General features: G+C 64.0%; 9 protein-coding genes. 5 read left to right on the forward strand and 4 right to left on the reverse strand.

All coding sequences use genetic code 11. From position 1 onward, the window contains the following. Positions 1 to 288: 288 nt before the first annotated feature. The 3 genes from VGR99_RS04360 to VGR99_RS04370 all read right to left on the reverse strand — a co-directional run bounded on the left by VGR99_RS04360 (position 289) and on the right by VGR99_RS04370 (position 3,371). A complete protein-coding gene (locus tag VGR99_RS04360) occupies positions 289 to 1,083 on the reverse strand; it encodes an ABC transporter ATP-binding protein (RefSeq protein ID WP_326897069.1) in 795 nt (264 codons plus the stop codon). Between the two features lie 14 nt (positions 1,084 to 1,097). Then, positions 1,098 to 1,994 (reverse strand): nitrate ABC transporter permease, encoded by an 897-nt coding sequence (gene ntrB, locus VGR99_RS04365; RefSeq protein ID WP_326897070.1) that lies wholly within the window; start codon positions 1,992 to 1,994, stop codon positions 1,098 to 1,100. A 63-nt stretch (positions 1,995 to 2,057) separates the two neighbouring features. Further along, the gene (locus VGR99_RS04370) at positions 2,058 to 3,371 is read right to left on the reverse strand and encodes a CmpA/NrtA family ABC transporter substrate-binding protein (protein ID WP_326897071.1); all 1,314 of its coding nucleotides are present in this window, start codon (positions 3,369 to 3,371) and stop codon (positions 2,058 to 2,060) included. Positions 3,372 to 4,058: 687 nt separating this feature from the next. Here VGR99_RS04370 and VGR99_RS04375 point away from each other — a divergent pair. After that, on the forward strand, positions 4,059 to 4,898 hold the full coding sequence (locus VGR99_RS04375; protein WP_326897072.1) for a formate/nitrite transporter family protein: 840 nt from the start codon (positions 4,059 to 4,061) through the stop codon (positions 4,896 to 4,898). Positions 4,899 to 4,966: 68 nt separating this feature from the next. After that, entirely contained in the window at positions 4,967 to 6,697 is a 1,731-nt protein-coding gene (locus tag VGR99_RS04380; protein WP_326897073.1) for a bifunctional protein-serine/threonine kinase/phosphatase, read from the forward strand. A 16-nt stretch (positions 6,698 to 6,713) separates the two neighbouring features. Here VGR99_RS04380 and VGR99_RS04385 read toward each other — a convergent pair whose 3' ends face one another. After that, complete coding sequence (locus VGR99_RS04385) at positions 6,714 to 7,631, reverse strand: intradiol ring-cleavage dioxygenase (RefSeq protein WP_326897074.1); 918 nt, start codon at positions 7,629 to 7,631, stop codon at positions 6,714 to 6,716. 182 nt (positions 7,632 to 7,813) lie between these two features. On the opposite strand from VGR99_RS04385, the gene VGR99_RS04390 reads away from it, so the two are divergent. The 3 genes from VGR99_RS04390 to VGR99_RS04400 all read left to right on the forward strand — a co-directional run bounded on the left by VGR99_RS04390 (position 7,814) and on the right by VGR99_RS04400 (position 11,883). Next, on the forward strand, positions 7,814 to 9,088 hold the full coding sequence (locus VGR99_RS04390) for a serine hydrolase domain-containing protein (RefSeq protein WP_326897075.1): 1,275 nt from the start codon (positions 7,814 to 7,816) through the stop codon (positions 9,086 to 9,088). 137 nt (positions 9,089 to 9,225) lie between these two features. Then, positions 9,226 to 10,734, forward strand: a complete 1,509-nt coding sequence (locus tag VGR99_RS04395) for a sensor histidine kinase (protein WP_326897076.1) — start codon at positions 9,226 to 9,228, stop codon at positions 10,732 to 10,734. A gap of 15 nt (positions 10,735 to 10,749) precedes the next feature. Continuing rightward, a complete protein-coding gene (locus tag VGR99_RS04400) occupies positions 10,750 to 11,883 on the forward strand; it encodes a mandelate racemase/muconate lactonizing enzyme family protein (protein ID WP_326897077.1) in 1,134 nt (377 codons plus the stop codon). The last annotated feature ends 157 nt before the right edge of the window (positions 11,884 to 12,040 follow it).

Below are 12,040 nucleotides of genomic sequence, written 5' to 3' on the forward strand. Positions count from 1 at the left end.
GCCACGGAGGTGCGCGCCGAGGCCAAGCCCCGGTGGCGAGTTCACGATGCTGATTGATGATGTTGAGGGACGTCGTCGTTGGCGTCGGACAAGGTAATTCAACTTCCGTGCCAACTCGCCGCGATCGGGAAATAGAGGGAATTCAGCAACTTATTCGAATTGCCCGAAATTTTTGCAGGGCTATTTCGCACGCAAATTTTGCGATTCGCTCAATCCCTGTGCGGCGCACAAGGATTGAGCTCCATGATCTCAAATTAGGCGCAGCGCTTTCGCGCGTTAACGACGTGTTTACGCGGCCTCGACGAAGCGGTGACGCTCATAGAGGAATTCGAGCACGCGCTGCCGGCACTTCAAGTAGGTGGTGTTGGTGGCGAGCTCGAGCCGCTTGCGCGGCCGCGCGAGCGGAACCTCCAGCACCTCGCCGATCCGCGCGCTCGGCCCGTTCGTCATCATCACGATGCGGTCGGACAGCAGCACCGCTTCGTCGACGTCGTGGGTGATCATCAAAATGGTGTTGCCGAGCTTCTGATGCAGCGCCATCACGGAGTCCTGCAAATGCGCGCGGGTCAGCGCGTCGAGCGCGCCGAACGGCTCGTCCAGCAGCAACACCTTCGGCTCCATCGCCAGCGCACGGGCAATGCCGACGCGCTGCTTCATGCCGCCGGAGATTTCGGATGGACGCTTGTCCCTGGCATGGGCCATCTGCACCAGATTGAGATTGTGCATCACCCAGGCGTCGCGCTCGGCTTTCGTCTTGGTCCTGGCAAAAACCTTGTCGACGCCGAGCTTGACGTTCTCGTACACGGTGAGCCACGGCAGCAGGCTGTGGTTCTGGAACACCACGGCGCGATCGGGCCCCGGCGAGTTGACCTCGCGGTTCTCCAGCAGCACGCCGCCGGTCGAAGCCGTGGTCAATCCCGCGATGATGTTGAGCAGGGTCGACTTGCCGCAGCCGGAATGACCGATGATCGAGACGTACTGTCCCTTCTCGATGGTCAGGTTGATGTCCTTCAGCACCTCCGTGGTGGCAGCGCCGCGGGTGAAGATCTTGTCGATGTGGTCGAGCTTCAGATAGGCGGTCATGTGTCCCTTCCCCCTTAGCTTGTGGCAGTGCCGCGGGTGACGATCTTGCCGAGGCCCGCGATCAGGCGATCGAGCACGAAGCCGACGATGCCGACATAGAACAGCGCCAGGATGATCTCGCTGATATGCGAGGAGTTCCAGGCGTCCCAGATGAAGAAGCCGATGCCGACGCCGCCGATCAGCATTTCCGCGGCGACGATCGCGAGCCAGGACAGGCCGATGCCGATGCGAAGGCCCGTGAAGATGTAGGGTGCTGCCGCCGGGATCATGATCTTGCCGAAGAACTCGAGCGGATTGAGCTGCACCACCGCAGCAACGTTGCGGTAGTCCTGCGGGATGTTGCGGATACCGACCGCGGTGTTGATGATGATCGGCCAGATCGAGGTGATGAAGATGACGAAGATCGCCGAGGGCTGGCCGTCACGGAACGCCGCAAGCGAGAGCGGCAGCCAGGCCAGCGGCGGGATCGTGCGCAGCACCTGGAACAGCGGATCGAGACCGCGCATCGCCCAGACCGACTGCCCGACCAGCACGCCGAGCGCGATGCCGGCGATGGCGGACAGCGAATAGCCGAGTGCGACGCGCTGGAGGCTGGCGGAGAGATGCCAGAACAACCCCTTGTCGATGCCGCCATGGTCGAAGAACGGATCGAGGATCAGCTCCTTGGTGTCCTTGAACACTTTCGACGGCGGCGGCAGCGCCGAGCCGGCTCTCCGGCAGACCAGCTCCCACACCAGCGTCAGGAGCGCGATCACGACCAGCGGCGGGATCACGCGCACGGCGGTCTCCTTTGCCATCCGTGCGTAAGTCTCGGCGCGCGGCGGCCGCTTCGGCGTCATCGCGACGACAGGCGCGGCAACGGCCGCGGGCGCCGCAGTCTCAACCTCAATCTTCGTGGCAGGCATGTTCATCGCGATATCTCTCCGGCTTCCCAGGGACGATGCGGCCGCCTCGCGGGCGGCCGCAGGGCTCCATCAGACTTCGACGCGCTTGATCGCGAGCGACTTCAGATAGGCCGCCGGATTTTCGGGATCGAACACCTTGCCGTCGAAGAAGGTCTCCTTGCCGCGCGACGTCGAGGCCGGGATCTCGGCAGCCGAAACGCCGAGCGTCTTGGCCGCATCGCGCCACATGTCCTCGCGGTTGACCCTGGCGATCAGCGCCTTGGTGTCGAAATTCGCTTCATACTTGCCCCAGCGGATGTCCTCGGTGAGGAACCAGAGGTCGTGGCTCTGGAACGGATAGGAAGCGAAGTCACGCCAGTACTTCATGATGTGCGGCGAGTTCTCGACCACCTTGCCGGGGATGCCGTAGTCGAACTTGCCGGCGGTGCGGTCGAGCACGTCTTCGACCGGGCAGTTCATCCATTGCCGCTTGCCCATGATGGCGGCCAGCTCGGCCTTGTTCTCGGCCTTGTCCGACCATTGCTGGGCTTCCATCACCGCCATCAGCAGCGCTTTGGCTGCCTTCGGATATTTGTCCACGAACGCGGCGCGCATGCCGAAGGATTTCTCCGGATGCTTGTTCCAGAGCTCGCCGGTGGTGACCGCGGTGTAACCGATATTCTGGTGGATCAGCTGCAGGTTCCAGGGCTCGCCGACGCAGAAGCAGTCCATGGTGCCGACCTTCATGTTGGCCACCATCTGCGGCGGCGGCACCACGATGGTCTCGATGTCCTTGTCGGGATCAATGCCGCCGGCGGCGAGCCAGTAGCGGATCCAGAGATCATGCGTGCCGCCGGGGAAGGTCATAGCGGCCTTCACCGACTTGCCGGAGGCCTTCTTCTTCTCCAGCGCCGCCTTGAACGAGGCGGCATCGACGCCGAGCTTGAGGTCGGCATATTCGTTGGACACCGAGATGCACTGGCTGTCGAGATTGAGCCGCGCCAGGATGTACATCGGGGTCGGCTGGTTGTTCTGCGTCACCTTGCCGGCCGAGATCAGATACGGCATCGGGGTGAGAATGTGCGCGCCGTCGATGCCGTTGCCCTCGGAGCCGAGCACGAGATTGTCGCGCGTGGTGCCCCAGGAGGCCTGCTTCTGCACGTCGACATCGGGCATGCCGTATTTGGCGAACAGGCCCTTGTCCTTGGCGACGAAGAGCGGACCGGCATCGCTCAGCGCGATGAAGCCGAGCTTGGCACCCTTGACCTCGGGGCCTGCATCCTGCGCGAAAGCGCCGGCGGGGAAATTGAGCTTGGCAGCGGCGAGAAGTGCGGCGGTCGAGCCGGCAGCCTTCAACAATTGACGGCGGCTGAGGCCCGAAGGCCGGCGAATGCGCTTGGTCATAGGCGATGTCGTCCTTTGCGTCGTTGCGAATGATTGCGTCAGTGCGCACGAGCAGCCCGTCCGTCCGTGACGCCCGAAAAAGGCGCATGCGAACGCATGACGGGGGAGACCCCCGTCTTGGTGGCGTCAGCAAATTCGGATGAGAAGTCTCGCGGGACGGCTTCAATGGCGTCGGCCTGGAACTATTCAAGCTTCATGCCAAGCCCATGGCCGCTAAAAACGACCAAAGATCAATTAGTTATACGAGCCGCGCCAGTCTGTCGCAGATCTGTGGCGCACGCGAAATTTGCGACCTGCTTATTCCTTGTGCGTCGCACAATTCTTATGCAGTCGCCTAACCAACGAGCCGCAGGGACCGCAAAGGCCGGGGTGAGTTAGTCCTTATCCGATTGATATCGCACATTTTTCCTGACGCGCCGAGACGGCACGCAACTTGCATTTCTGTTGGCGTCAACGAAGACTGCGGCTCGCCGCATTGTTGCGGCCTCTGGCGGCCGCATCCCGGAAGCTCAACTGCTTCGCGGCCCTTCCCGGCTCAGTCCTCGTGACGCGATTCCCAAGGCTTCCAGACAATCCATAGCCCTCGTGCGCGGCGACCCCGTCCGCACGGCCAATGACGTTCAGCCGCGCTCTCGCCACGCTCTCTTGGGCGTGTCGATTTCACTTATGAAGCAAAAGGAACCATTGATGTCGTATCTCGCGCCTTCGGAATTCGTCACCAAGATGGTGGATGCAGGCGAGTCCAAGATCTTCATGTCCACCCGGGATACCATCATCCGGGCCTATATGGCCGGCGCCATCCTCGCTCTCGCCGCCTGGTTTGCCGTCACCATTAACGTGAACACCGGCCAGCCGCTGGTCGGCGCGCTCCTGTTTCCGGTCGGCTTCGTCATGCTCTATCTGCTGGGCTTCGACCTCCTGACCGGCGTGTTCGTGCTCTCGCCGCTCGCCTTGATCGACAAGCGCCCGGGCGTCACCCTCAACGGCGTGCTGCGCAACTGGGGCCTGGTGTTCGTCGGCAACTTTGCAGGCGCGTTCACGGTCGCCTTCATGATGGCCTTCGTCACGACCTTCGGCTTCACGCAGGACCCCGACAAGATCGGCACCGCCATCGGCAATATCGGCGAAGGCCGAACGCTGGGCTATGCCGCGCACGGCGCGGCCGGCATGGCGACGCTGTTCATGCGCGGCATGCTCTGCAACTGGATGGTCTCGACCGGCGTCGTCGGCGCCATGATCTCGACCTCGGTCCCCGGCAAGGTCATCGCGATGTGGATGCCGATCCTTGTGTTCTTCTACATGGTGTTCGAGCACTCGGTGGTGAATATGTTCCTGTTCCCGTCGGGCCTGATGCTGCACGCAAAATTCTCGATCATGGACTATCTGATCTGGAACGAGATCCCGACCGTGCTCGGCAACCTCGTCGGCGGCCTCGCCTTCACCGGCCTGACCCTCTACACCACGCATGTCATGACGCAGCCGAAGCGCCAGGCCGGCAAGACCACGCCGCCCCGCGTCGCGGCCTGATCGATACGCACCTCAACAAGAGAGCCTAGCCCGGTTAGGGTGAGGCTCTCTTTGCCTTGGTGACGACGATGACCCGCGGTCTCCTGATTTCGATCGGCCAGCACTCCGACAGGGGCCGCAAACCCGTCAACCAGGATTTTCACGGCGTTCTGATTCCGGAAGAACCGCTGCTCAGCCTGAAAGGCATTGCGGCCGTTCTCGCCGACGGCATCTCCAGCAGCACGGTGAGCCAGATCGCCAGCGAGTCCGCGGTCAAGAGCTTCCTGATGGACTATTACTGCACGTCGGAATCCTGGACGGTGAAGACCTCCGCCCGCCGCGTGCTGGAGGCGACCAATTCCTGGCTGCATGCGCAGACGCGCAAGAGCCAATATGCCTATGACCGCGACAAGGGCTATGTCTGCACCCTCAGCGCCATGGTCATCAAGGCGACCACCGCGCACATCTTCCATGTCGGCGACTGCCGCATCTACCGCGTCGCCGGCAAGGCGCTCGAACAACTGACCGACGATCACCGGATCATCGTGTCGTCGGAGCAGACCTATCTCGGCCGTGCGCTCGGCATCAATCCGCAGCTCGAGATCGACTACCAGACCGTCGAGATCCAGGCCGGCGACACCTTCCTGCTGGCAACCGACGGCGCCTATGAATTCGTCGATGCGCGGTTCGTCACGAGCGCCATCGACGAGCACGCCGGTGTGCTCGACAATGCGGCCAAGACAATCGTCGAGGAGGCCTATCGCCGCGGCAGCGATGACAACATCACGGTGCAGATCCTGCGGATCGATGCGGTGCCGGAGCAGGAATCCGGCGTGTTCGATCAGGCCTCCGCGCTGCCGCTGCCGCCGCTGCTCGAACCCCGGGCGATGTTCGATGGCTACCGGATCATCCGGGAGATCCACGGCAGCAGCCGGAGCCACATCTATCTCGCTGTCGATGCCGACACCGAGGAAGCGGTCGCGCTCAAAATTCCCTCGATCGACCTGCGCGACAACCAGGCCTATCTGAAACGCTTCCTGATGGAGGAATGGATCGCACGGCGGATCGACAGTCCGTATGTGCTCAAGCCGCGAACGCGATCGACCCGGCGCAACTATCTTTACGTCGCGACCGAGTTCATCGAGGGCCAGACACTGCGGCAGTGGATGCTCGATAACCCCAGGCCCGATCTGGAAACGGTCCGCAGGATCGTCGAGCAGATCGCTATTGGGCTTCGCGCCTTCCACCGCATGGAGATGCTGCACCAGGATCTAAGGCCCGACAACGTCCTGATCGACAAGACCGGCACCGCGAAGATCATCGACTTCGGCTCGGTCAGGGTCGCCGGCGTCGCTGAGGCTGCGCCTGGAGCGGCCGACGCGGAGATCCTCGGCACGGTCCAGTACACGGCCCCGGAGTATTTCCTCGGCGAAGGCGGATCGCCCCGCTCCGACATGTTTTCACTGGCCGCGATCTGCTACCATATGCTCACCGGGCATCTTCCCTATGGCGCCCAGCTTGCAAAAATTCGCGGAAGGTCGGACGCGTGGAAATTGCGATACCGTCCCGCGATCGATGCCGAACGCGGCATCCCCGGCTGGATCGACGGCGCGCTGAGGAAGGCGCTGCATCCCGACCCCTACAAGCGCCACGAGGACCTCTCCGAGTTCGTCTTCGAGCTCAGAAATCCCAATCCCGCCTATCTCGCCACGCGGACCACGCCCCTGCTGGAGCGCAACCCGCTGCTGTTCTGGAAGCTGACCACGGCGATGCTGGCCTGCATCGTGATCGTGCTGCTTGCAGTGCTTCGGCTGCGATAGCCGAAGCAGCGCGCGCTCACGCCGGCTCCGCCGCCTTCGTTCCCAGCGGTTTCGGCGCCATGCCGCCGCCGGGCTTGAGGTGGAATTCGTAGGTCATCAGGTGCCACTGCCCGTTTGCCTTGGTGCCGTCGGGCATCGCCGCATCGTTGCGCGGCTCGACCTTGGCGACGAGCTCGTCCTTGACCCCGAACACCACGTCGGAATCCAGATATTTGTCGCCGTCCATGAAGACGTGGGTGATCAGCGGCTCATAGCCCTTCGCATTGACCAGGAAATGCACATGCGCCGGACGCATCGGGTGGCGGTTGGTCTGCACGATCATCTCGCCGACCGGGCCGTCGGTCGGGATCGGGTAGCTGCACGGCAATATAGTTCTGAAGAAGAAGCGGCCGTCGCTGTCGGTGATGAAGCGCGCCCGCGCCGAGGCGCCGACCTCGTCGTAATTGGCCTTCTGGGAATCGTAGAAGCCGTCGTCGTCGGCATGCCAGACGTCGACCGGGACGTTCGCAAGCGGCTTGCCCTTCAGGTCGGTGACCCGGCTCTGCACGAACATCCGCTCGCCGGTCTGGTTGTTCGGGGAGATGTCGGTGCCGTGCGCGGTCACCTTGTGCTCGCCGACGTAGAACGGGCCGAGCACCGTCGTCTCCGTGGCGCCGTCGCGGTCGCGATGGTTGACCGCATCGACCAGCATGGAGACGCCGAGCACGTCGGACAGCAGGATGAACTCCTGGCGGGTGTCGGTGCATTTCTGGCCGGTGCGGGTCAGGAAGTCGATCGCATACTCCCATTCCTCGAAGGTGAGACCGGTCTTGCTCACGTAATCGTGCAGCGACTTCACCAATTCCTGGAGCAGGAATTTCGCCCGCGGGTTCGGCGTCTGGTCGAAGCTTTGGACGACGGCTTCGGTGAGTTCGGTCTCGTTGAACTGCGTCATGGTGCGTTTGCCCTGCGTTTTCTCGTTGGCCCGGCCGGAATCCCTGGGTTTTCCTTGGGTCTTCCTGGAGGCGTTCCAGACTGGAGCCTACACCAAGGGGCGGCCTCGCGTTAAGCGCGACCGGCTTGGAATGAGGCCGCCATTTGGCTATCACCTTTTCGAGAAACTGCCCGGAGGAACTGATGCTCGCCCCTACCCCTGCCTCGCCCGAATCCGTCGGCATGTCCAAGGCCGCGCTCGAACGCGTCGATGCGCACCTGAAGAACCGGTACATCGATGCCGGCCGCTTCCCGGGCACGCATCTCTTGGTCTATCGCCGCGGCAAGATCGCCCACAGCTCGGTCCAGGGCTTTGCCGACGTCGAGCGCAAGGCGCCGGTCAAGGACGACACCATCTACCGCATCTATTCCATGACCAAGCCGCTCACCAGCGTCGCCTTCATGATGCTGGTCGAGGAAGGCCTCGTCGCGATCGACGAGCCGGTCGCCAAATACATTCCGGAATGGAAGGATCTCGGCGTCTTCGTGGCCGGCACCGCGCCGGCCTTCCTGACCCGGCCGCCGTCCCGGCCGATGCTGATCGTCGATCTCCTGCGCCACACCGCCGGCCTCACCTACGGATTCCAGCAGCGCTCCAATGTCGATGCCGCCTATCGCAGCGAAAAGATCGGAGAGGTCGAAAAGTCGGGCACGCTCCAGAGCATGATCGAGGGCCTGGCAAAGATTCCGCTGGAGTTCTCGCCGGGCGACTCCTGGAACTATTCGGTCGCAACCGACGTGGTCGGCTACCTCGTCGGCAAGATCTCGGGAATGCCGTTCGAGCAGTTCCTCAAGCAGCGTATTCTCGATCCGCTCGGCATGACCGACACGGATTTCCACGTGCCGGCCTCGAAGGCGCACCGTTTCGCCGCCTGCTACAACGCCGATCCCGGCGGTGGATTCACCTTCCATGCCGGCCAGCGCCGCGAGGGGCTGACGCTGCAGGACGACCCGACCACGAGCTCGTTCCTGTCGCCGCCCGCCTTCATCTCCGGCGGCGGCGGACTGTGCTCGACCGTGGCCGACTATCTCACCTTCTGCCGCGCGCTGCTCAACGGCGGTGAGCTCGGCGGCGGCAGGCTGATCGGGCCGAAGACGCTGGCCCTGATGACGAGCAACCACATTCCGGGCGGCCGCGCGCTGCCGGAAGTGTCACGCTCGCTGTTCTCGGAGGCAACCTATAACGGCATCGGCTTCGGCCTCGGCTTCGCCGTCACCATGCGCCCGGCCGAGACGCTGATCGCCGGCAGCGCCGGCGAATATAATTGGGGCGGCGCGGCCACCACCTCGTTCTGGATCGATCCGGCCGAGGAGCTGATCACCATCTTCATGACGCAGGTTCTGCCGTCGAGCGCCTATCCGCTCCGCCGCGAGCTGCGCAGCATGGTCTATGCGGCGATCACCGAAAGCAATCTGTAAGCGGCTATTGCACTGCAACTTGCGCGCTGCGCAGACGCGGGCGCGCAAGCCCTCCTAAAAGCGCAGTGGCGCCACGGCGGTACTGCATTATGCTCCGCCTGTCCGGCATCGTCGTGCCGGAACCAGGGTACTTCCGCTTGTCCAAGCTCACTTTGCCGGTCCGGCTCGCTCTCCTGGTCGCGGGAACGACGCTGCCCATGATCATCTTCGCGGTCGGCATCGCGTTCTACCATTACAAGCAGGATCGCAGCGACGCGACCCGCCGCGTGCTGGAGAACGTGCGCAGCATGCGCCTGGTGCTGGATTCCGAGGTGCAGCGGATGACCGGCAGCCTGCAGGTGCTCGCGCTGACGAACTCGCTGCGCAACGACGACTTCCCGAATTTCCGTCGCATCGCGCTCGGCTTTCTCGACCAGTACGGCAAGGGCGGCCTGTTGCTGATCTCCGACCGCAAGGGCCGCCTGCTGTTCTCCTCGGCGACCGAAGACATTGCGAGCCTGCCGCCGCGGGGCAATCTGGAGATCGTCGAGAAGGTGTTCGCGGCCAAGGCGCCGCAATATTCCGACCTGTTCACCGGCGTGTTCAACGGACGGCAGGTTCTGACCGTCGATGTGCCGGTGTTTCGCAACGGCGAGGTGATCTACGACCTCAGCTTCAGCCCGCCGGTCAGCATCTTCCAGGAGCTGGTCGAGAAGCAGCGACCCGACCGGCAATGGACGGTGTCCCTGCTCGACGCCAAGGGCACCGTGTTCGCACGCGTGCCGAACCCCGGTGAGACCTTCGGCAAGCGCGCATCGCCCTCGCTCTATGCGGAGATGTTCCGCGCGCCCGAGGCAACGCTGTCATCGGTCTCGCTGGACGGCGTTCCGCTCGCATCCGCCTACACCCGATCGCAACTCACGGCCTGGACGGTGGCCGCGGGCGTCCCCGAGAGCTCGCTGATCGCGCCGCTCTGGCGCAACATCGCCATCACCGGCCTGATCGGCGGCATCCTGCTGCTGATCGGCCTCACCTTCGCGGTCAGGATGGCGACGACGATCGCGCGCGGCGAGATGCTGCACGATCTCCTGATCGAGGAGCTCAACCACCGCGTCAAGAACACGCTGGCCCTGATGCAGGCGATCGCGGTGCAGACCTTCCGCAGCGCGAGCCGTGAGGAGCGGGCCAAGTTCGAGGGCCGTCTCGGCGCACTCGCAGAGGCGCATAATCTGCTCAGCCAGGAGAAATGGGCGGGCTCCGAGCTGAAGGACGTCGTCGCGCGTGCGCTCCAGCCGTTCCTGCTCAATGCGCCCGACCGCATCCGGATCGGCGGACCTGCGGTGCCGCTGTCGCCGCGGCTTGCCGTGGTGCTGTCGATGATCGTGCACGAGATCGCCACCAATGCCGCGAAATACGGAGCGCTCTCCAACGATACCGGACGGGTGACGCTGGAGTGGGAGGTGATCGCCGACAGCCCGAAGCCGCGGTTGCGGCTGATCTGGACCGAGATCGGCGGGCCGCCGGTGACGGCGCCGGTGCAGCGCGGCTTCGGCTCGCGCCTGATCGAGCGCAGCGCCCGCGACCAGCTCGGCGGCGAAGCAACCGTCGATTTCCTGCCGCGCGGCGTCGTCTGCACGGTGACCTGCGCGCTGGACGAGGCGCAGTAAACGAAGGGATTTGCGATGAAGATCACAGCCGTTCGCACGCACATCCTCGAAGCCAGGCTCTCGCAGCCCTTCGCCTATGCGCGCGCCTGGTACGACACCCGCACCGCCATGCTGGTCGAGATCGAGACCGATGCGGGACTGACAGGCTGGGGTGAGTGCTATGGGCCGGCGCGAATGACGGCGGCCGTGGTCAACAATGTCGCATCGTGGCTGGTCGGCGAAGACCCGCTGCGCACCGACGTGCTGTGGCAGATGATCTACGCGCGCCTGCGCGATCACGGTCAGAAGGGCGTCGTGATCCAGGGGCTGAGCGGCATCGACATCGCGCTGTGGGACATCAAGGGCAAGCATTTTGGCGTGCCCGCCTGTCAACTGCTCGGCGGTGCGGCGCGTCAACAGGTGCAGGCCTATGCGACCGGGCTCTACCGGCGCAAATCGGGCGATCCGCTCAAATATCTGCCGGAGGAAGCGGCCGGTTATGTCGCGGAAGGATTCCGCGCCGTGAAGCTGAAGGTCGGCTTCGGCATCGCGGAGGACGCCGCGGTCACGCGCGCCGTGCGCGAGGCGATCGGCGGCGATGTCGCGCTGATGGTCGATGCGAACCACGCCTATGACGCGGTCGCGGCGATCCGGCTCGGCCGCATGATCGAACCCTGCGACATCGGATGGTTCGAGGAGCCGGTGCCGCCCGAGGACGTCGCCGGCTATCGCGCGGTGAGGTCCGCGCTGACGATTCCCATTGCCGGCGGCGAATGCGAGTTCACGCGCTTCGGCTTCCGCGACCTGTTTGCCTCGCATGTGCTCGACATCGCCCAGCCCGACACCTGCGCGGCCGGCGGCCTCTCCGAATGCAAGAAGATCGCCGACATGAGCGAAGCTTTCGGCATCCGCTACAATCCGCATGTCTGGGGCACCGGCATCGCGATCGCCGCTTCGCTGCAGCTTCTCGCGGTGCTGCCGTCTCATACGCCGACCTCGCTCGCGCCGCTCGAGCCCATGCTGGAATTCGACCGCACCGAACATCCGATCCGCCAGGCGATCCTGAAAGAGCCGATCGAGCACGCTAAGGGCGTTATGCGAATTCCCGATGGTCCGGGGCTCGGCATCGAGATCGACCGCCAGGCACTGGCGCGATTTGCCGTGAGCTAGTCTAGCGCAACTTCTCGCGCAGTTTCCGTTCAAGACCGCGACAACGCGCCGCCCCCCGGGGCGTGCGTTTACGAAAACCTGCGCCTGCCCGAAGCAGGATCGGACAAAGCGTGGCCGCTTCGGGAAAGACCCGCCGTCCTAAAGCGCATAGAACACG

Source organism: Bradyrhizobium sp. (assembly GCF_035935975.1).
Lineage (GTDB): Bacteria > Pseudomonadota > Alphaproteobacteria > Rhizobiales > Xanthobacteraceae > Bradyrhizobium.